The organism is Carboxylicivirga litoralis (genome assembly GCF_025499605.1).
Classification (GTDB): Bacteria; Bacteroidota; Bacteroidia; order Bacteroidales; family Marinilabiliaceae; genus Carboxylicivirga; species Carboxylicivirga litoralis.
The window spans coordinates 65,210-87,256 of the sequence record NZ_JAFMVC010000009.1 but is presented as its reverse complement, the minus strand read 5'-3'; the positions used below and the strand labels follow the sequence as shown (position 1 = coordinate 87,256).

Genomic DNA, 22,047 nt, shown 5'->3' with positions numbered 1-22,047 from the left:
ATTACATTAAGCTTGTTTTAGGAACTGTGCTGTTGATTTTTCTGGTTTTCTCAAATGGAATGGTGAAACAGAAGTGCGCACCACCTTTGTAAGATTTTTCTATCCAAATTTCGCCACCAAGTGTGTCAATGTATTTTTTAGAAATAGCAAGACCAAGGCCATTGCCTCCAAACTCGCGAGTATGTCTGGTGGAGACTTGCCTAAACATATCAAAGATAATTTCTTCTTTTCCCTCAGGGATGCCAATACCCGTATCTTTTACAAAGAATAGTAAACGGTCATCTACTATAGTGTAGCCAAATTTTATCCAGCCCTCCATCGTAAACTTAACAGCGTTGTCAAGCAAATGGTTAAGTACTTTTAACAATCCTTGCTGGTCTGTAACTATTTGATCGTCGTGCTCTTCCAATCCCTTCTCAAGGTACAGTTGAAGCGGTTTTTGCATCAGTTTTACCTCTCTCATGTAATGTTTGAGCATGTTTTCAAGCAATTCGTTAAGGTTGAAGAGCTTTGGGCCTTCTTGTATAAGCCTGGTTTGAAGTTTCGAAATATCAATCAGGTTGTCCATAACCTTTAGTAACTGTAAGCCATTAAGGTTGATAATACCGATATATTCCTCTTTTTCTTCCGTGCTTAATGATTCGGTGCGAAGTAACTCCGAGAAACCTAGAATAACATTCATTGGAGTTCGTATTTCGTGGCTAAGGTTGGCCAGGAAAGTTGATTTCAAATGATCGTTTTCTTCTGATTTCTTTTGGGCTTCGTTCAATTTTTGTAACGAGATGTCTAACTCTTTATTTTTCTTCTTGAGTTCTAAGTGTGTTATTTCTAGTTCTTTATTTCTTATGTTGAGTTCTTCTTTGGCTTTTTTGTGCTCTATTTCGCTACTCATGCGTGGAGTGAATAGATAGACCAAAGATTCAATGACTTCAACTTCCTTTATTTTATTTCTAAATAGAGCAATAAAAATCCCATTGGGCTGATAGCCAGAATTGAAGAGAGGTATGCCAATATACCCTTCGATTTTTTGCTCAGACAGAAAGCTGCCTTGTGGAAATTTCTCCCAGGCTCCGGATGTTATGCGACATGTGTTTTTTCCGATGACATTGTCACATGGTGTGTTTTCAATACTGTAACTGATGTTAGGTAAGTTCTTTTTGCCATCAGAAAACGCGATTGATTCAACAGTGTTGTCGGCGGCCGAATATCTTCCAATTATAACATAGTCGGCTTCAATAAGATTGCAAAGCTGAAGAGCCTCAGCTTCGAAATATTGTTGCCCTATATGGCGATTAACGGGTGTTACAATATCATAAATAGTTGGTTCTACCTTTTTGAACCGACTAAGTATTGAGCTATTTTTTTTGAAGAGGTTTTTCCAATTCATATAATCCTTGTAGTTATGAGAATTTTAAAATACTTAAAAAGAAGTAGGCATTAAACTTTTTTTGACAAATGGTCGACTTTTATAGTTTGAAGCCATATTCTGCCACATTAAAGAAATAACAAACAATTAAGTATTTTAAGAGCCAAAAGTATTAATAACCAGCTGCCATACCATCTTTTCGACTCTCGGAAGCGCCAATGTATATGCCACGCTCTTTATCAAACCATATGGCCTGATAACCACCGTAGCCACCCGGACTATAGCCAACTTTGTGTCCCATACTGTTAAGTTGTAATATGGTTGGAGTGGTGAAGCCTGATTCAATGTTTATCTGGCCTCGGTCTTTTGCTTTAGCGCCAGTTGGTTCTGAAGAACCGGAGTGGCTGAAACGAGGAGCGTCACCAGCTTCCTGCAGATTCATGCCAAAATCAAGTAAGTTCATAATAACTTGTACGTGCCCCTGAGGTTGAAAGTCGCCTCCCATAACACCAAAGCTCATTACAGGTTGATTATCCTTTGTTACAAATGCCGGAATAATGGTGTGAAACGGTCGCTTACCTGGCTCTAATGCATTAGCATCTTTGGGGTTTAGTGAGAATAATTCGGCCCGATTTTGTAACATAAAGCCCAATTTTGGTGGTACCATTCCAGAACCCATTCCGCGATAATTACTTTGAATAAGCGATATCATATTGCCCCATTTGTCGGCAACAGTTAAATAAATCGTTTCGCCACGGCTAATTGAACCGGCCTCGTATTTACCTGCTTTATTTTCGTCGATTAGTTGACGTCTTTCATCTGCATATTTATTGGAGAGTAATTCTTTAACCGGAACATCCTGCATGTCCATATCGGCATAATATTTCGCTCTATCTTCAAAGGCTAATTTTTTAGTTTCTGTAACTAAGTGAAGATGACGGGCAGTACCAAATTCATCTTTGCTAAATTCATAGCCTTTCAGGATATTCAGCATTTGAAGAGCTGTAATGCCTTGACCATTTGGTGGAAGTTCCCATATGTCGTAACCTCTGTAGTCTACCGACACTGGTTGAACCCATTGTGAATAGTGTTGAGCCATATCTTCCATTCTAAGGAAGCCGCCTTGTTCCTCAATAAACCGGGTGATGGTGTGTGCTATCTCACCTTTATAGAAATAGTCACGTCCATGTTTGGCTATTAGCCGATAGGTTTCAGCCAGATAGGGATTCTTAAAAATATCACCTTTTGCCGGAGCTATACTATCTGTTGTATAAGTATCGATAACATTTGGATATTTACCATGGAATTGGACCGACCGTTGCCAGTAATACGCAATCAGTTCGCTAAGCGGGAAGCCGTTTTCGGCATAATTAATTGCGGGTTCTAAAACCTCCTTCATTTTAAGTTGACCAAAGCGATTATGTAGTTCAAACCATCCATCAACGCAACCAGGAACGCTTACAGGAAGGGGGCCGTAGGATGGAATTTTGGTTAAGTTATTTTCCTTAAAATGGTCGATGTTGAGCGATTGAGGTGAACGGCCGCTGGCATTTAGTCCGTATAGCTTTTTGCTTTCGGCATGCCAAACAATGGCAAAAAGGTCACCACCAATGCCGCAACCTGTTGGTTCCATTAGGCCAAGTGTGGCATTGGCAGCAATGGCCGCATCAATGGCATTGCCGCCATTTTTTAAAATATCAATTGCCACTTGTGTAGCCAGTGGCTGGCTTGTACAGGCCATACCATTTTGAGCGATTACCTCACTGCGTGTTGCATGGTTGAAACCGGTAATTCTATCTTGTGATAAAACGGATAGGCTAAAAAAAGCAAGAAAACTTAGTGTAGTTAATGTTTTCATCATTAGGTTGTTTGGTGATAAGTATTGATAAAAGTACAAAAAAACTGCAGAAATTATTCAAAAGGAATAGTCGCTGCAGTTTTTAGGTTATATTTCTGTCTTCTGTAGGATGGCTTCGGTTTAATTTTGGGAATTAGTCCCGCAAGCCGTTACAAAATTCTTTAAATAGCCATGCTATTGTTTATGCCGTTTTTGTAATTATTCGAATTCACAAATTTCATTTCGCATCACCTTTGTTTTGTCTGAGAAACTAATTCATCCCAAACAACTCACCAAACAAAATTTAAGCAGCTTAATGATTTAATTATGCTATTGCCAGTCTACTTTCTGGCCGATTAAGATAATCGTAAAAAATACTAACCAGTAACTGTTCGTCCATTGATGGTGATATGGGAATCAGTAAATCGGCAAATGTGTCTTTAAAAACGACTTGTAGTTCGTTTTTACGAGGAAATTCAATCCCGGCTACTTTATTGTGCGTACGAATCTCACCAAATGCAGTAATTAATTTAATAATCATAACTCTTTCCTATTAGTTTCTTTCCTTTGTCGTCCGGGTGTTGTTGACGGTATAAAAGTAGGCGTGTAATAGAAAGACACCAAAGGATTTATTGTCAATTCCATTAATGGTGTGTTTTTCAGGCTTAAATGCATTTTCGGTCATATGAATAAAAACACCTTCCATGAAATACTGTTTTTTGTTGACGAATGGCCTTGATTTTCATTAATATTGTACCAAAAGTTCGTTGTATGAGTGAGTTAGGTGATGTTTTGTGTTGTGCTTTTGAGTTCCGATTTTTATCAAGAATAAGACCTGGGATTCGATAGGTTCAGGAGTTCAAAAAGTCGTGGACTTCTGTGGCTCTTTATAAGGTATTCTAATGACTTTTTTTACCTTTGCTTCAATTGAAATTTAAGCTAATGGCGAAAGAAGAAAAAGGCAATAAACTAGTTCAAAAACTAAGACATAAATACAGGTTAGCCATCTTTAATGAGCAAACGTACGAAGAAGTATTTGGCATGCGTTTGTCACGTTTAAACGTATTTACTATAGTGGGTGTTGGTTTGGTTGTGTTGGTAGTGATGGTTATATTTTTAATAGCATTTACGGGGCTGCGCGAATACATACCAGGTTATCCGGATGGCCAGCAGCGTCGTTCCATTATACAAAATTCACAGCGCGTTGATAGCTTAATATTGGAGATAGAGCGTCGCGATCGTTTCTTTCGTGATATACGCGCCATAGTAGCAGGGGAAGTGCCAGAAGGGGCTTTGCCTGAGGATGTTGAAGACGCTGAAGGGGAAGGTTCAAACAATGCTGTTGTTTTTAAGAAATCGGAAGAGGATTCTCTATTTCGAGAGCAAGTCGAAAAGGAAGAAAAGTTTAATTTGGCTGTTTTCGATGATAAAAGTACCAAGTTTGAGCTGGAGCATAGCTTTCTGTTCACGCCGCTTAAAGGGGTTGTGGTCAGTAAGTTTGGTGAAACGCAAGGGCATTATGGTGTTGATATTGTTGCCAAACCCGGAAGTCGTGTAAGTGCTGTGCTTGACGGAACAGTAGTGTTTGCTGGATGGACGGTTGAAACGGGTTATGTTATTCAAATACAGCATTCGAATAATCTTATATCAGTTTATAAGCACAACGAAAGCCTACTAAAGAGCATGGGAGATAAGGTTCAGGCTGGTGAGGCCATTGCGAATGTTGGTAATTCAGGTGAGTTAACCACCGGACCACATTTACATTTCGAGTTATGGTACAATGGTGTGCCTTTAGATGCAGAGCAATACATGTCGTTTAAGTAGCGATAAAAATTCACAACAGAAACAATTTCATGTCGAAAAGAATAGCAATACTGGGATCAACCGGTTCGATAGGTACACAGGCCTTGGAGGTGGTTGATGCTCATGCCGGGGAGTTTGAAGTTGAGGTGTTAACCGCCAATAATAACATCGATTTATTAATTGAACAGGCTAAGAAATACAATCCTAATACTGTTGTTATTGGTAATAAAGAGAAGTACCAACAGTTGAGTGATGCCTTGGCTGATACAGATGTTAAGGTCTATGCCGGTGAAGAAGCCATTGCGCAAGTGGTGCAGATAAGTACTATTGATGTGGTGCTAACAGCAATGGTTGGTTTTTCGGGTTTGTTGCCTACTATTAATGCTATCAAAGCAGGTAAACAGATTGCTTTAGCCAATAAAGAAACGTTGGTGGTAGCAGGTGATATAATCACACAATTAGCTTTAGAAAATAAGGTTAGTATTTTGCCTGTTGATTCAGAGCACTCAGCTATTTTTCAATGTTTAGCAGGTGAGTTTCACAATCCGATTGAGAAAATTTTATTAACGGCATCCGGTGGACCCTTCCGTGGTAAAAAGGTTGATTTCTTAAGAAAAGTCACGCGTTGCCAGGCGTTGAATCATCCTAACTGGTCGATGGGAGATAAGATTACCATTGATAGTGCATCGATGATGAATAAAGGACTGGAGGCTATTGAAGCGCGCTGGTTATTTAATGTTCAGCCCGATGCTATTGAAGTGGTGGTGCATCCGCAATCCATCGTACATTCATTAGTTCAGTTTGAAGATGGCTCTATTAAAGCGCAATTGGGTTTGCCCGATATGCGTTTGCCCATTCAGTATGCCATGACATTTCCACAGCGTTATAAATCGGATTTTCCTCGTTTTAACTTTATGGATTATCCGGAGTTGACCTTTGAGAAAGCCGATGTGAAAGTATTTCGAAATCTCGATTTAGCTTATCAGGCCATGAAAAAAGGTGGAAATATGCCTTGCGTATTAAATGCAGCTAACGAAATAGCAGTCGATGGTTTTCTCAAACAAAAAATTGGTTTTGTAGAGATGTCGGATGTGATTGAAAAAACGATGATGCGTGCATCAACGATGGAAAAGCCATCGCTGGATGATTACATACAGAGTAATGCAGAGGCACGTGCCATTGCCGAAGAAATTATTAAGAATAAATAAAACTGTTTAACAAATTTAGGGGTAAAGCGTTTATTGAGTGTTATTATGAGTATAGCATGAAATATCAATCTTTTATTAGCCCGAAAAGAATATATTTGTTGCTTAAATAAGAAAACTAACAATTAATGGAGATTTTTATTAAAACAGTGCAGTTGTTGCTTAGCTTATCAATACTGGTAATATTGCACGAATTTGGTCACTTCTTTTTTGCTCGGCTATTCAAAACACGGGTGGAGAAATTTTACTTGTTTTTCAACCCATGGTTTACACTATTTAAATATAAAAAAGGCGAAACAGAATATGGTATTGGTTGGTTGCCTTTAGGTGGCTATGTGAAAATATCGGGTATGATTGATGAGTCGATGGACAAAGAAGCCATGGCTCAACCTGCACAGCCCTGGGAATTTCGTTCAAAGCCAGCCTGGCAACGTTTGATGATTATGATTGGAGGTGTGTTGGTTAATTTTATCACAGCCTTCTTTATCTACTGGATGGTGTTGTATACCTGGGGCGAAAGCTACATTCCTGTTCAATCGGCTAAACACGGCTTGTATTATCATGAAGTAGCCAAAGAAATTGGATTGCAAGATGGTGATATCGTATTAAAAGTTGATGAGCATGTGGTAGAAGAAAGTGGTGATATTGCCCGCTTTATTTTACTGGAAAATGCTCAAAAGTTAACGGTTCAGCGTGGAACAGAAACCATCTATCTTTCAATTCCGGAAGGTTATGATCAGCGGATGATCTCAGAAGAAGTACGTGGTTTTGCTGATGTTAGATATCCTGTGGTGGTGCAGGAAACCATGAAAGGCTCCAATGCTGATGAAGCCGGATTATTACCCGGTGATAGTATTGTAAGCATAAATGGTGAGAGCGCCGCTTTCTTTAATGAGTTTACTGCTTCTTTATCGGCTAATATTGAAAAAGAAATTTCTTTGGGTGTTTATCGCGATGGGGCGCCAACCAGCTTAAGTTTGACGGTTCCAAAGTCAGGCAAGATTGGCTTCTATTTGGTGACAGCTGATAATTATGTCGATATCCAGCGTCATAAATATGGTTTCTGGGAAGCTTGTCCGAAAGGAATAGCTAAGGGATTGGATATTTTAGTAGGCTATGTAAAGCAATTGCGCTTGATCTTTACCAAAGAAGGTGCTAAACAGGTTGGTGGCTTTGGTGCCATGGGCAAATTATTCCCTTCGACCTGGAACTGGTATGTTTTCTGGTCCAACACAGCACTTATTTCAATGATTTTGGCATTTATGAATATATTGCCAATTCCGGCTCTTGACGGCGGTCACGTTTTATTCTTATTATATGAGATGGTTACAGGACGCAAGCCGGGTGATAAGTTTATGGAATATGCACAGATTACAGGTATGATTCTTTTACTTGGCCTTCTGGTATTTGCCAATGGAAATGATATCTTTAAAGCTTTCTTTAAATAAGCGAGTTTATTAAATTTGTATATACTAAATAATTAAGATATGACTAGTTACGTATTATTATGGGCACTGCCGGGCGGACCGGAAATGATTCTTATCATATTGGCTTTAGTTCTTCTTTTTGGAGGACGTAAGATTCCTGAGTTAATGAAAGGGCTTGGTCAGGGCATGAAAGAATTTAAAAAGGCACGTAACGAAGGAGATAAAAAGTCGGATGGAGATAAAGATGAGGCCATCGACGACTCTTCTAAGTAGGTATTACTTAAATTAAAATAGTAAGACGAAGGCCGACCCTCATTGAGGATTGGCCTTTGGTATATTCAAAGTGTTCAAAAAAAACGGTTAGATAAAATGCGAATAATGCTGATATTAGGCATGGTAATGATGTGTAACGTGCTGAGTGCAACAGTGCTTGTAGATAGTGATTATCCGCATTATCCGGATTGGATGTACGAGAACCGATTAAAAGAGTTGGATAAGGCAACAGTAGTAAAGTTGGATTACAATGCCAAAGTTCAGGCTTATATTGACGTATACACTGTTAAGCGACGCGAGCACTTATCGAATATTATTGGGCGTGCGGATTATTATTTTCCTTTGTTTGAAGAGTACTTAGCAAAGTATGATTTGCCAATGGAATTAAAATACCTTGCCATAGTGGAGTCTGCTTTGGAGCCAAGAGCGAAGTCTAGTTCGGGGGCTATGGGGCTTTGGCAATTCCTTTACCATGCTTCGCGCATGTTTGACTTAAAAGTGGATAACTATGTTGATGAACGTTGCGACCCGGTTAAAAGCACTGAAGCTGCTTGTCGTTATTTGAAATATTTGTATCGTAACCTGAATGACTGGCAATTGGCATTAGCGGCTTACAATGGTGGTATTGGTGTGGTGCAAAAAGCCATTGAACGTTCCGGAGGTAAAACCAATTTTTGGGAATTACAGCCCTATCTGCCCAAAGCAGTGCAGAGTTATGTGCCGGCTTTTATTGCGGTTAATTATGTGATGAATAATTACCAGCGTCATGATGTGACTCTTAATCCGGCGCCATTGACATTTAAAGAGGTTGATACAGTATATATTCATAAGTCTTTAAGTTTCGAGCAAATACATCAGGCAGCCCAAACGCCTCTTGAAGTGGTGGAGTGGCTAAATCCATCCTACACCAAAAACTATATTCCGGTATATGATGAGCCGGTTTGTTTGTTTTTGCCTAAAAAGGGGGTCATCCATTTTGTGAGAGCGGTTCATGAACTTGAAGCAGAAAATCCGCCAATAAGTAAGGCTATGCCTATAGGGGACAAAACAGATCGTGAAAGTTTTGTGCATCAGGTGAGAAAAGGAGAGTTTTTTCATAAAATTGCCATTGACAACGAGTGCCGTATAAGTGACATTATCTATTGGAATAACCTTCCCAATCGAAATTTGTATATTAATCAGCGTTTAATAGTCTGGCGACCTAAAAAGGAGGAGAAATACTTTTTTGTGGCGCACGAACCAACAACTTATAAAGCTGTTTTATATTTAAATAACTACTATAGCGATAATCGGATCAAACAACTTTATCAATAATAAAATCAATCTGATATGAGATATTCAAAATATGTTCTTCTGATAATGGTGGTCATTGCAGGCTATGCTTGTAAAGATAAAAAATCAAGTCATAAACCTAATGTAGGCGGTAAAGCCGGCGAAATGCTGGTGGTAATGGATGATAAAATTAAAACATCGCCCGGAGGTGTTGAATTACAGAATTTATTAAGAGAGACTTATTTGGGTTTGCCCCAGGAAGAGCCGCATTTTAAGATGAGTGTTGCACCACATCGTTCGTTTACCAATTTTATGAAAACAATTCGTAATGTGGTGGTGGTTACAGTTAAATCCAATGTTAAAGAAGATGCTGTAAAATATTATAAAGACCGGTGGGCACGTCCGCAAGCAGTTGTGGGCATCACTGCTAAAGATACCGCTACATTAAAACGACTGGTTGATGAGCACCAGTTGAAAATTCTTAGCTTTTTTAACAAGGCAGAGCGAGATCGTTTTATTGCTTCCTATAAAAAATATCCAAGTGATGAGTTAGTAAAGCGTGTTGACTCAACTTTTAGTGTTCGCTTAAATGTGCCAACAAGTTTAAACAATAAAAAATCGTTGGATTCCTTTATCTGGATGCAGGAAGATGCTGACTGGGGTTTTCAGGGCATGTTTGTATATGAGTTTCCATATGTGGGCGATGGTACTTTCTCAAAAGAGTATTTACTGAATAAGCGCGACTCTATTTTAAATAAAAACGTGCCAGGGCCATCAGCAGGTTCGTTTATGACAACCGAACATCATTTCCCTGTTATCTATAAAAAAGCAAGCATCAATAATAAGGAAGTAGTTGAATTACGTGGACTTTGGAAAGTTCAAAACGATATGATGGGTGGTCCGTTTATTCTTCAGGCACATCATGATAAAAAGAACAATCGTGTGGTGATTACTGATGGTTTTGTTTATTCGCCTGAGAAACCGGATAAGCGAGACAAAATTCGTCAGATGGAAGCCTTGATGTACACTTTAAACTTCAAATAACAGATGCTTCCCGAACTAAACAGTCAGGCATTGCGTCAAGCCTGTAGCCGCGATGATTTAATCAGAAAAGCGGCTGCTCAGATAACCAAAGACTTTGCTGAGTTTGGTTTTGAAGTGACCTTTTCTGGTAATGTCGAGCACTTTTACGATGAGGTATTTAAGCAGATGCGCGTGCATATCGTTCACATTATGGGCGAACATTATTCACAGTTTCTTAATTTTTTATACCGCATTGATGTGACAGAGTCGCAGGTGGCTGTTTACCAAAAGGATATGGGTGATGCTACTTACGAAGATGCACTGACTGAATTGATTATTCATCGAGAGATGAAAAAAGTAATGATTAGAGAATATTTTAAAGCTCAGGGGCAAAGTGAATCTACCGATTCGCCCGAGCTGACTGAATAATACATACCATTATGCAATTATCGATAAAACACACGGGTGAACGCCCCGAAGGCGTAAGAAATATATTCCTCGTTAAAGACACAGCTTTACTTAAAGATTTTGGATTTAATAACGATGCTTTAGCCTATGTGGAAGCTAAGGTAGAAGCCGAAGAAAAATTAATTACAATTCAGAACTACAACATTGTGTATTATGTGCGCATTGTTGCCGATGATGAGTTAAATAACAAAGGCTACGAAGCTTTGCGAAAAGATGGTTCAAGCATTTATGGCGGACTGAAAAAAGACAAGCAAACAGGTGTTTGTATTTATGACTTAGTTGGAGATAAAGCCCTTACTTTAGCTTTAACAGAAGGCTTGGCTTTGTCATCTTATAGCTTTGGTAAGTATAAGACAGATAATAAAGACGAAGCACAAGAGCTAACGATTTGGGTGGCTTCATCGGTGCTGAATCAAGCCAACCTTGATGAGCTGCGTTTGTTGAGTAATGCGGTTTTCGTAAGCCGTAACCTGGTTAATGAACCGGTGTCGACATTAAACGTAGAAGAACTTTCTGACCGCATCACCGAACTGGGGGCTGTTCATGGTTTTGATGTTGAAATCTTTAATAAGTCAAAACTCGAAACACTTAAGTTCGGCGGCCTTCTTGGTGTCAATAAGGGAAGTGTTGATCCGCCTGCGTTTCATATACTGGAGTGGAAACCTGAAAAGGCCACTAATGAAAAACCAGTCGTGTTAGTTGGTAAAGGGGTTGTTTTTGATACTGGAGGTATCAACCTTAAAACACCTCCGGGAAGTTTGGATGATATGAAAGCCGATATGGGCGGTGCAGCATCTGTTGTTGGTTCGTTGGTGGCTGTTGCTTCTAACAAATTACCCGTTCATGTGATTGGGTTAATTCCGGCAACTGATAATCGACCAGGAGGTAATGCCATTGTTCCGGGTGATATTTTAACCATGCACAATGGAAAAACGGTTGAAGTGTTGAATACTGATGCAGAAGGGCGACTGATTTTAGCTGATGCACTATCGTACTCGAAAAAGTATGAACCGGAGTTAGTCATTGACTTAGCAACATTGACAGGAAGCGCTGTTATGGCTTTGGGGCAATATGCAACGGTTGGTATGGGATCGGCTTCAGATGAGGTGTTTAAACAACTGCAGGATGCTGGTGATTGCGTGTATGAGCGCGTTGTGCAATTTCCATTCTGGGACGAATATGGTGAGCTGATTAAATCGGATATTGCTGACATTAAAAACCTTGGTGGGCGTGAAGCTGGTGCTATTACAGCTGGTAAGTTCTTAAGTCATTTTGTTGAAAGTCCATGGATTCACTTAGATATTGCAGGGCCGGCTTTTGTGAAGAAAGAAGATAGTTATCGGGGAGCTGGAGCTTCCGGTGTTGGTGTTCGAATGTTGTATGAGTTTTTGAAAAGCAAGTGCTAGTTCAGTTAGTTGAAGCATTAATTCAATAAAACTGCTGTCTACTGCCTAAAAACTAATTAACTATTACTAATTTTAGTGCACAATTACTGATTTACAGTTTGTAAAATCAGAAAAACAGTACTTATGAGCGAAAATAAAATAAAAGTGGGCATCACCCACGGCGATATAAACGGTATTGGTTACGAGGTTATTTTTAAGACTTTATCAGATGCCAGGATTTTTGATTCTTTCATTCCGGTTATCTATGGTTCGTCAAAAGTAGCGGCTTATCATCGTAAGGCATTGAATATTCCAAATTTCAGTTTGAACAGTATTAATAGTGTTGATGATGCCCACAATAAGCGAGTTAACATTATTAACTGTCTGGATGACAATATTCGTGTTGAACTGGGTAAGTCAACCACTATTGGAGGTGATTCTGCTTTTAAAGCTTTGGAAAAAGCTGTGAATGATTTGAAAGATGGTAAGATTGATGTGTTAGTAACAGCACCTATTAACAAAGAAAATATTCAATCAGAGTCATTTAACTTCCCAGGTCATACCGAATATTTACACCAGGTTGCAGGTGAAGGTGAAGCGTTGATGCTAATGGTATCAGAGCACATGAAAGTTGGTGTGGTGGCTGGTCATGTACCAATAAAAGATGTAGCCGCAAATATTACAGAAGAAAGTATATTAAAGAAGTTGCGTACATTAAATAAAACGCTTCAGCAGGATTTTTCTGTTCGTAAGCCACGCATTGCCGTATTAGGTTTAAATCCGCATGCAGGCGATGGTGGTGTGATCGGAAATGAAGAGCAGGAAATTATAATTCCAACGCTCAATAAAGCTAAAGAAGAAGGCATTATGGCATTGGGACCATATCCTGCCGATGGACTATTTGGTAGCGATCAGTTCCGTAATTTCGATGCAATTTTGGCCATGTATCACGACCAGGGCTTGGCTCCTTTTAAAACACTGACCTTCTCAAAGGGAGTGAATTTTACAGCCGGTTTACCCTTTATACGTACATCGCCCGACCATGGAACAGCTTTTGATATTGCAGGACAAGACAAAGCGAATGCCGATTCGTTCAAAGAGGCTGTTTACCTGGCTGTTGATGTTTGTCGCAACCGCAAGATGAATATTGAGCTGTCGAAGAATCCGCTTAAAAGCTATGATATAAATGAGTTGGAGCAAAAAGACTAATTGTGTCAAATAATATTAAACGATTAATCCTCTTGAGTTCTCAAGGGGATTTTTATTTTAATGTACTTAGTATTAATTATCTGTTTTTTACATACATAACACCACCAATTATTGCAGTAATAGGTGCTACTAATACCAATCCAAAACTACCAACCAAGGTATGTAATACTTCAGCCGCAATGTAATTAGTATTAAAGATGCTTATCATGGGAGTGCCTTTGGCCATAAACACCATAAATACGAACATGAAACTTCCTGAGTAGGCAAAAAGTAGGGTTGTGGTCATGGTGCCTATTACCGGATAAGCCACGTTAAAGCCCGATTTAATTAGTTCTTTCGTGTTAATGGTTGGATGGTTGTCTAATACCTCGTGTTGCGCTGCTGCTATATCCATAGCTACATCCATTACAGCGCCTGCAGCGGCAATAAAAATGCAGGAGATAAAAATATCAGAGAGGTTCAAGTGGGTATTTCCGGTGTAAAGCAAGGTTTCAGAAAATTCCTGAACGGTACCTGGTATCTTAAAAAAGTGACCAAAAACTAATGCCAGCAGTGTGGTAATGCCAACTCCGGTAATTGAACCACTGAGTGCTACTATACCTTTCTTCGAAAATCCGTTTATTAGAATAATAATAACAGTTGTTGTTAAAATGACAATTCCAAATGAAGCAATAATAGGAGAAAAGCCTTTTAATAAAAGTGGGATAAGGATTTTCCAAAGAGCCAAGGCAGTAAACAAGAATGATAACAGAGCTTTAAAGCCAGTGATGCCGGCAAAGCCAACTAAAAACAAAGCGAATAAGGCCAATAAAATCCATTCTATATGAATGCGGTAGTGGTCATCGGCTCGTGCACTGATGACTTTATCTCCTGTATCGCTTGTTTGAACAATCGTTAATACCTTGTCTCCTTTGGCAAATATTTTATCTAATTTCTTTTGTCCCAAAAGCACATTGTGAGCATCCACTGTATCCCCTTTAAAGTCGCCACTTTCAAGAACGAGTTGTAAGTCTTGGGTGCCGACAGTAACAACACCATAGTTGTTCAGGTCATCATTGTTTGTTTTAATAACAGTTGATTTAACATGCTCTTTATTTCTGAGAAGAATCGGGTTTTCAAAACCTGTAGGAAGAACTGATAATAGAATGGTTGAAATCAGGATTATTAATGTAAAGGCTATGTTTGAATAGCGTTTGTTGTGAGTCGACATTGGCTAATAATAAGAAATGATTAGTGAAAAAACTGCATGTAAATTTTTTACATGCAGTTTGTGGCATATTATTCGTGTTATAAATTACTTATTGTAACCTGCTACTTCAATAATTTTCTTGGCAATATCGGTATTGTCATAATAACCGGTAAAAACATACTCGCCTTGTCCCATTGCTAGAACGGGCACCGGAACAGCCGTGTGTGAGTAACTGGTCCAGTCAAGTCCTGCTTTTTCATTAAGGATATGCGTAACAGTTACCACGAAAGGATTGTAACTGTTTCCGCCAAATACATCAATATCATATCCATCACAGGCTTCCCAGTAGTTAACTGAGCCATTCATAATGTCAATTGTCAAGTTAAAAGCTTCGCGGAGTCTTTCTTCTTCATAAGTTGATAATTGCAACGAAACAGTGACTTCACCATTTTGAGTATTGGTCAATAGCTCTGTTTTGTCAGCATCGCCAAGGCCAAAGTATTCTTTGGCTGAAGCAAGGGCTTCATCAAAAGTAATGGTGGCAGGATCCCAACTCTTAACAATATTATTGTAATACGCATCGTACGACATTTTTTGGTAGTTAAGCAACGTAAACGCTGTAGAGTACTTTGTTCCACCATAACCTAAGGTTAATCCTCCTGTTTCGTGGTCGCCAGTAACGATAATTAAGGTTTCATCAGGGTGCTCGTTATAGAAATCAATGGCGTGGCCAACAGCTTTGTCAAAGGCAATCACATCCATTGCAGAGGCAACAGCGTCGTTGGCGTGACAAGCCCAGTCAATTTTTCCACCTTCAACCATCATAAAGAAACCATCTTCGTTATCTAAAACTTCGATTCCTTTTTTTGTGAAGTCGGCCAATGAAAGCTGGTCTGCAGGACGATCAATCTCGTATGGAAGAGCTGCTGAGTTGGAGCTTACATCGGTTTTAAACGTTTCAAGGGTGGCAAAAACTTTACCGCTCTCAGAAGTTAATGCCTCAAATTCTGATTTTGTATCGACATATGTATAAGCATTTGAGCTCAGAGCGTTTAAAAATAAGTTAACATCTTCAGCCAAACCGGAAGTCTCACCATCAGAATCATACTTGTTCCAACGAACACCGCCACCACCAAAATAATCGAAATTACTTTTAGCAAGGTCTTGTCCAATTGTGTAGTAATTGTTTCTGCTTGATGTGTGTGCATAGAAACTGGCAGGTGTGGCATGGTCAATGCTCACACTTGAAATAATGCCTACTTTTATGCCTTGCTCTTTAGCCATTTCCGCCATGGTCTTAAAATCTTCCGAATCATCGGCATTCACCGAAATAGTACCAACCGTAGTCTTTTTTCCTGTTGCTAAAGCGGTTGCAGCCGCTGCCGAATCGGTTATATACTGGTCTTCGGCATGAGTTGTTTGCATACCTGATACTTTGAACTCTTGCATGTTTAAAGCACCAACGCCTACTGATTTTAATCCAAAGTCAGAACTGTTTAAAGCCGCTTCGGCAGCATTAAGCTGTACGTTGGCCATTCCATCACCAATGAAAAAGAAGACATACTTAGGTGTTTTGTAATCTGTTCTCGGGTCGATTTCTTTCTCAACAATTTTTTCCACCTCTTTTTCTACTTCTACTTCAACGATTTTTTCATCCTCACCACATGAGGTATAAACAATGGCAATAGAAGCCATGATTGCAAATGAAATTGCAGCACTTTTAAAATTTGATAAAGCTTTCATTTTTAACATTTTTGATTAGATTATATCGACATTATTCAATGACTATCGTCAATAATGTGCTGCAAATGTCAGTTGCTAATATTAATCAATCGCAAAGTAGAACGGACCATACTGTCAAATATTTAAGGCGATATTCTTATAAATAAGATATATTAATACTTAATTAATGGGGTAATCAATGTTTTGATCTATTTTAAACGACAATACTTTACCTAAACGCTTTTAATAAAGTATTCTGCATGCTTTTTTAGTAAAATGGTAATTGCTTGCTTGAATTAACATTTTGGTAATAATATTTCCCGTTTCCTACTTAAGTTAATTCATGTATTATGTAACACTGTTTGGTGTTTTCATGATGTATGTCATACTACCATTCATGTTTTTGCGCAATTACCCGAATACGGCGTTAAATGTAATGTGCAGATAAACAGGTTGATGTAAGGGGTGTATACATTTGTTTACCTAGCTGAACATTTGTCCATTGTAGCAATATGGCATTAAAATTACTTTCGTCGATCGTAAATCCATAGCTAACATTTTGCCATATAATCTAAGTCGTATGAACCACGAAAAGGAAATAGTCCGAAAGGTTAAAGCAGGAGATATTGATGCTTTTCAGGTTTTTTATAAAGCGTATTTTAAACGTCTGTGTAATTATGCCAGTTTGTTTGTTTGTCAATCGGATGTGGCTGAGGATATTGTGCAGGATGCTTTTTTTAAACTATGGGATAAACATAGTTCGATTGATACCGAACAGTCGGTTGTTGGTTTATTGTATCGCTCCATCAGAAACCAGTGCTTAAACCAACTTAATCACGATAAAGTACACGAAAAGTTCATAGCTTTTGCTAAAAATTATGAAGCCATTGATAGGGTCTACAGATTGGATTTTGATTTGCACAATGTAGATACTGACCATTTTTATGTCTTTTCGGAGATTCTTAAAGCTATCGAAGACCTACCGGTTAAGCGCAAAGAAGTGTATAAGTTGTCGAAAATTGAAGGACATGCGCACAACGAGATTGCTCAACAGTTAAATATTAGTTCTAAAGGTGTGGAGCGACACATTACCTTGGCCAATAAGACCTTGCAAACAAAATTGAAGCATTTGAAAACAGCCATTTTTGTTTTGGCATTACTTCCATAGTAGCATTTGATATTTTTTTCTTAAAAAAAGTGTGGGGATTTGAATTAGTGCGTGTAGTAATAGTGAAAGATGCAAAAATGGGAGAGATAAATCAAAAATACAGGTCGCTGATTGAGAAATATGTGGCAGGAGATGCTTTGGTCGATGAGATAACGGTGTTGGATAAATGGCTTAATGAAAGCCAGGATAACAAACGTTTGTTTAATACTTATAAAAAAGAGGCTGAAGTTAAAAATGTGTCGAGTGCCGATGATGACTGGAATCGATTTGTAGATAAATATAATATTACCAATAAACAGTCGAATAACAAACGCCTGATAATAACTTTAAGCTCAATTGCGGCTGCTATTTCAATAGTTGTTGGTTTGTCGTTTCAGTCTCTTAATAAAAGCACAGATAAGTATGCAGTTTTACAAATTGAACATCCCGGAGAGGTTACAGAAACAACATTAGAGTTAGCTGATGGACAATTTTTTTCGATAAGCGAGCAGCACGCCTCTCTTTCAGCCGATGAGCAAGGTATCCGTTTTAAGCAAGGCAATAAGATGTGTGTTGAAAAGGTTGAAAAGGTTGAGGCGGATTTAAATACCATACAAGTGCCTTATGGAAGAACGGCACAGCTGACATTGGCCGATGGTACACAAGTTTGGTTAAATGCCGGAAGTCAGCTGATTTTTCCCATTCATTTTAATGCAGCCGAGAAACGTGAGGTAATGTTGGTTGGAGAGGGCTATTTTGATGTAACTCCTAATAAGACAAAGCCTTTTAAAGTGTTGACCGATAAAATAACTTATACTGTCTTAGGGACATCGTTTAATATTCGTTCTTATAAAAATAGCAATGCTCAGTCAGCAGTTTTAGTGGAGGGCTCATTGCAGGTTGAACGAAACTCGACTTTTAATAAACAACAAACCATTTTAAAACCTGGTCAAAAGTGTAATTATCATGTTATTAACAATACACTTCAGGTAAAGCAGGTTAATACCGTCATTTACACCAGTTGGAAAGACGGTTATTTGAGTTTAGATAGAAATACGATCAGAATGCTAGCGAAGCAAATGGAGCAATTTTACAATTGTGAGATTACTGTTTGCAAGGAGTTGCAGGTAATGCCAATGCAGTTAAGTGGTAAGCTTTTGCTTGACGAAGATATCGAACAGGTTTGTCAGGCTTTATGCGATTTAACAGGCGTTAATTATAAAATGAATAATAATCACATAGAGTTTTATATAGAAGAATAAATAAAAAGGGTGCGCTCGGTCAAAAACACACCCTTCAAAGCTTTTTTTAATCATTTAATTAAATTACTAATTTATGAATTTCACTGGGAAATGGAAATCCTTCTTCTCGGTTAGAACAAGAAATTTGATGAAGACAGGCATTTTGGCTTGTTTAATCATGATTCTTGGTTCGAATGATGCCTTTGCATCAAGCCGATTGAAAGAACAAAAGGTTAATTTGAAATTAAAAGAGGTATCTCTTAAAGAATGTTTAAGTGCTATTGAAGCACAGAGTAACATGGTGTTTGTGTACAATGAATCAACGTTGGATATCAATCAGTTGGTTTCGGTTAATGCAAAAAACGAGAGTGTTGAAGAGGTGCTAAATGAGGTACTTGAAAACGCCAATTTTAAAGTGTACGACAATCAGGTAGTGATTGTGGCTGAAGAAGCAAAAGTAACTGCTGTTGCACAACCAGAGAAAGTTAAAGTGTCGGGTACGGTTGTTGATCAGTTCGGAATGGGTATACCGGGAGTAAATGTTACGGTTAAAGGAACCACAGTTGGTACTATCACTAATTTAGATGGTCAGTTCTCACTTGAGGTGTCAGCTAACAGTGTAATTGTTTATTCATTTATTGGTTTTGCAACTCAGGAAGTGGTTGTGGCTGAAGGTTCATCTTACAATGTTACTTTGTTAGAAGATGTTATGAACATGGACGAAGTTGTTGTGACTGCTTTAGGTATCAAACGTGAAAAGAAAGCATTGGGTTACTCAGTGGCTGAGGTTGGTGATGAAGCTTTTGAAACAGCTAAGCCATCGAATGCTATGTCGGCATTATCTGGTCGTCTGTCAGGTGTGCAGGTAAGCTCTACCGCACAAGGACCTGGTAGTTCAACTTCTGTTATTATTCGTGGTACCGCCATTGCTGATGGTTCAAACGAACCTTTATATGTAGTAGATGGTGTGCCTATCTCAAACACACAATTCTCAAACGGTGATAGTAAAGACCACGGTGGTATTGACTCTGGTAACGGTATGTCGGGTATTGCTGCCGATGATATTGAAAATATCTCTGTACTAAAAGGTGCGGCTGCAACGGCTCTTTATGGTTCACGTGCGATTAACGGTGTGGTAATGATTACTACAAAATCAGGTAAAGGTGCCGAAGGTACAACCATTGATTTTGTATCAACAACAACCATTGACCAGGCTCGTATTTACACCGACTGGCAGGATGTTTACGGACAGGGTACATTTGGCAACATGCCTACTAACCAGCAGGAAGCGAAAGATAACACTGCTATGTGGGGAGCGAAGTACAATGGACAGAAGTATACCAACTACCGTGGTGATGAGCGTGAGTATAAGTTTTACGACAACGAAAACAACTTCTATGATTTAGGGGTGACGTTAAGTAATAACATTGCAGTGAACCACAATACTGAGACATCAACAATGCGTATGTCGTACAGTAACCTGAATAACACAGGTATGGTGCCCAATACCAGTTATGATCGTAACATCATAACCTTAAATGGAAACACAAAAGCCTGGGATGGTAAATTAGAGTTAACAGCTAAGTTATCGTACATTAATGAAGAGTCATCAAATCAGATGATTGGTGCCAGCCCATTTTCTGTGAGCCTGGTTGGTGTTCCTAATAACGTGCCGCTTGATGATTTAAAAGACTATAAAGATGCTGAAACAGGATTACCTGTTGGTTTTGGTAACAGAGACAGTAACATCTACTGGAGCTTGAACGAGATTAAGCACAAATACGAAAAAGAGCGTGTGTTAAGTATGGGGCAGGCGAAGTACAACTTCAACGACAATTTAAGCGCTATGGTTCGTTATGGTAACGACTTAACCATCTTCAAGAACAATTCGTTATGGCCAATTGGTACACCTTATTACACACGAGGTCGTGTCATGTTAGGTAATTCTCGCGACACAGAAACCAATATTGACGGTTTATTAACGTTCAACAAAGACTTTGATGGCTGGGGTATGACTGTTAACGGTGGTGCAGCTACTATGGTTAAAGAGTTTGATCAAATCAATACGTTCGAAGAGAACTTTACTGATCCGGCAATGCAACGTGTAGGTTTTGGTGCCGATCGTACCATTGAGCCGAATTACGCTAAGAAGAAAATTAATTCAGTATTTGGTACCGCTCAGTTCCGTTATGGTACATATTTGTATTTAGACTTTTCTGCCCGTAACGACTGGTCATCAACTTTGCCAGAGGACAATAACTCATATTTCTATCCTTCGGTAAGTTCATCGTTTGTTTTCTCTGAGTTAATAAACATGCCATCGTGGTTTACGTTTGGTAAGTTCAGAGCTTCATGGGCTGAGGTAGGTTCAGATACCGACCCATATATGTTAGCTTTAAACTATAAGATTAACTCAAACAAAATTCCGGGTTATGGCGGAGATGCTGCTAACGGTCATATTGATGGCGGAACCATTCCGAATAAAGAATTGAAACCATCGATGAACGAATCAGTTGAACTTGGTGTTGATTTGAAATTCTTTAACAACCGTTTAGGTTTGGATGCGGCATGGTATCGCTCAAGAGCTAATAATCAGATTGTAAAAGTAAGCACATCTGCCACTTCTGGTTTCCACAATGCTATTATTAACGCTGGTGCTATTCAAAATGCCGGTGTTGAAATCAGCTTATATGCCGATCCGATTCGTACTGCTGACTTTAGCTGGAATACACGTCTGAATTATGCTTATAATAAAAATGAGGTGTTAAGCCTAACCGAAGGTGTTCCTCAGTTAAGCTTGTTTGAAACATCAAGTGTGAATATTGTAGCGCGCCCGGGTGAAGCATACGGCCAGATTATGGGTTATAAGTACATGAGAAATGAAGATGGTACTATCGCCTTAGATGAAAATAGCCGTCCAAGACGTACTGACGAAAGACATGTATTGGGTAATGCCTACCACAAAACAATGTTAGGCTGGATTAACTCTTTCTCGTACAAAAACTGGAGAGCGACTTTTGTGCTAGATGGTAAATTTGGTGGAGAACTATATTCTAGCACTGAAGCATCTGCTTATTCTAATGGTAAGCACAAAGCAACGCTTCAGCGCGATCAGTATACCGAAGGAGAAGTTTGGTACCCAGCTGAGTTGGAAGGTTTAGGTACTACCTCTACGCCAATGGAATTATTCGGGGAAATTGCCAGCATCAACGAACAGTTTATTTACGACGCTTCGTACCTGGCAGTGCAGGAAATTAATCTGAACTATTCATTCCCAGCCAAAATGTTTGAGAAAGTGAATTTTATGCGCGGAGCTTCAGTTGGTGTTTTCGCTCGTAACTTGGGATATGTTTGGAAAGCAACTGATAACATTGATCCTCAGGCTACTTTCTCAATTGCAAACGGAGGTGCTGGTGTTGAGCGCGGTAGCCTATCCTTGCCACGTAACTTTGGTTTTAACTTGAATATTAAATTCTAATA

Annotated in this window: 18 protein-coding genes; 12 read left to right on the top strand and 6 right to left on the bottom strand. The window is 39.0% G+C overall.

Annotated elements, in window-relative coordinates:
- Window position 1: 1 nt before the first annotated feature.
- The 4 genes from J1N10_RS10380 to J1N10_RS10365 all read right to left on the bottom strand — a co-directional run bounded on the left by J1N10_RS10380 (window position 2) and on the right by J1N10_RS10365 (window position 3,909).
- The gene (locus J1N10_RS10380; RefSeq protein ID WP_262326634.1) at window positions 2-1,387 is read right to left on the bottom strand and encodes a sensor histidine kinase; all 1,386 of its coding nucleotides are present in this window, start codon (window positions 1,385-1,387) and stop codon (window positions 2-4) included.
- Between the two features lie 151 nt (window positions 1,388-1,538).
- Window positions 1,539-3,227, bottom strand: a complete 1,689-nt coding sequence (gene ggt, locus J1N10_RS10375) for a gamma-glutamyltransferase (RefSeq protein ID WP_262326633.1) — start codon at window positions 3,225-3,227, stop codon at window positions 1,539-1,541.
- Window positions 3,228-3,528: 301 nt separating this feature from the next.
- Complete coding sequence (locus J1N10_RS10370) at window positions 3,529-3,744, bottom strand: hypothetical protein (protein WP_262326632.1); 216 nt, start codon at window positions 3,742-3,744, stop codon at window positions 3,529-3,531.
- Between the two features lie 12 nt (window positions 3,745-3,756).
- Complete coding sequence (locus J1N10_RS10365; protein ID WP_262326631.1) at window positions 3,757-3,909, bottom strand: hypothetical protein; 153 nt, start codon at window positions 3,907-3,909, stop codon at window positions 3,757-3,759.
- A 236-nt stretch (window positions 3,910-4,145) separates the two neighbouring features.
- Between J1N10_RS10365 and J1N10_RS10360 the strand changes: the two genes are divergently transcribed.
- The 9 genes from J1N10_RS10360 (at window position 4,146) to pdxA (ending at window position 13,268) form a co-directional block, all read left to right on the top strand.
- A complete protein-coding gene (locus tag J1N10_RS10360) occupies window positions 4,146-5,027 on the top strand; it encodes a M23 family metallopeptidase (RefSeq protein WP_262326630.1) in 882 nt (293 codons plus the stop codon).
- A gap of 29 nt (window positions 5,028-5,056) precedes the next feature.
- The gene (locus tag J1N10_RS10355) at window positions 5,057-6,214 is read left to right on the top strand and encodes a 1-deoxy-D-xylulose-5-phosphate reductoisomerase (RefSeq protein WP_262326629.1); all 1,158 of its coding nucleotides are present in this window, start codon (window positions 5,057-5,059) and stop codon (window positions 6,212-6,214) included.
- A 125-nt stretch (window positions 6,215-6,339) separates the two neighbouring features.
- Complete coding sequence (gene rseP / locus J1N10_RS10350) at window positions 6,340-7,659, top strand: RIP metalloprotease RseP (protein WP_262326628.1); 1,320 nt, start codon at window positions 6,340-6,342, stop codon at window positions 7,657-7,659.
- 39 nt (window positions 7,660-7,698) lie between these two features.
- Entirely contained in the window at window positions 7,699-7,911 is a 213-nt protein-coding gene (locus J1N10_RS10345; protein ID WP_262326627.1) for a Sec-independent protein translocase subunit TatA/TatB, read from the top strand.
- A 105-nt stretch (window positions 7,912-8,016) separates the two neighbouring features.
- A complete protein-coding gene (locus J1N10_RS10340) occupies window positions 8,017-9,225 on the top strand; it encodes a lytic transglycosylase domain-containing protein (protein WP_262326626.1) in 1,209 nt (402 codons plus the stop codon).
- A gap of 15 nt (window positions 9,226-9,240) precedes the next feature.
- Window positions 9,241-10,227: a DUF4837 family protein gene (locus J1N10_RS10335; RefSeq protein ID WP_262326625.1), complete on the top strand. Its 987-nt coding sequence runs from the start codon at window positions 9,241-9,243 to the stop codon at window positions 10,225-10,227.
- A gap of 3 nt (window positions 10,228-10,230) precedes the next feature.
- Entirely contained in the window at window positions 10,231-10,635 is a 405-nt protein-coding gene (locus J1N10_RS10330; protein WP_262326624.1) for a hypothetical protein, read from the top strand.
- A gap of 11 nt (window positions 10,636-10,646) precedes the next feature.
- The gene (locus J1N10_RS10325) at window positions 10,647-12,080 is read left to right on the top strand and encodes a leucyl aminopeptidase family protein (RefSeq protein ID WP_262326623.1); all 1,434 of its coding nucleotides are present in this window, start codon (window positions 10,647-10,649) and stop codon (window positions 12,078-12,080) included.
- A 123-nt stretch (window positions 12,081-12,203) separates the two neighbouring features.
- The gene (pdxA, locus tag J1N10_RS10320; protein ID WP_262326622.1) at window positions 12,204-13,268 is read left to right on the top strand and encodes a 4-hydroxythreonine-4-phosphate dehydrogenase PdxA; all 1,065 of its coding nucleotides are present in this window, start codon (window positions 12,204-12,206) and stop codon (window positions 13,266-13,268) included.
- Window positions 13,269-13,344: 76 nt separating this feature from the next.
- Here pdxA and J1N10_RS10315 read toward each other — a convergent pair whose 3' ends face one another.
- The gene (locus J1N10_RS10315; protein WP_262326621.1) at window positions 13,345-14,478 is read right to left on the bottom strand and encodes a YibE/F family protein; all 1,134 of its coding nucleotides are present in this window, start codon (window positions 14,476-14,478) and stop codon (window positions 13,345-13,347) included.
- A gap of 84 nt (window positions 14,479-14,562) precedes the next feature.
- Entirely contained in the window at window positions 14,563-16,200 is a 1,638-nt protein-coding gene (locus J1N10_RS10310) for an alkaline phosphatase (protein WP_262326620.1), read from the bottom strand.
- 559 nt (window positions 16,201-16,759) lie between these two features.
- On the opposite strand from J1N10_RS10310, the gene J1N10_RS10305 reads away from it, so the two are divergent.
- The 3 genes from J1N10_RS10305 to J1N10_RS10295 all read left to right on the top strand — a co-directional run bounded on the left by J1N10_RS10305 (window position 16,760) and on the right by J1N10_RS10295 (window position 22,045).
- A complete protein-coding gene (locus J1N10_RS10305; protein WP_262326619.1) occupies window positions 16,760-17,347 on the top strand; it encodes an RNA polymerase sigma-70 factor in 588 nt (195 codons plus the stop codon).
- Between the two features lie 77 nt (window positions 17,348-17,424).
- Entirely contained in the window at window positions 17,425-18,588 is a 1,164-nt protein-coding gene (locus J1N10_RS10300; protein ID WP_262326618.1) for a FecR family protein, read from the top strand.
- 127 nt (window positions 18,589-18,715) lie between these two features.
- Window positions 18,716-22,045 carry a SusC/RagA family TonB-linked outer membrane protein gene (locus J1N10_RS10295; protein ID WP_262326617.1) on the top strand — a complete coding sequence of 1,110 codons (3,330 nt, stop codon included), beginning with the start codon at window positions 18,716-18,718 and terminating at the stop codon, window positions 22,043-22,045.
- Window positions 22,046-22,047 lie beyond the last annotated feature (2 nt).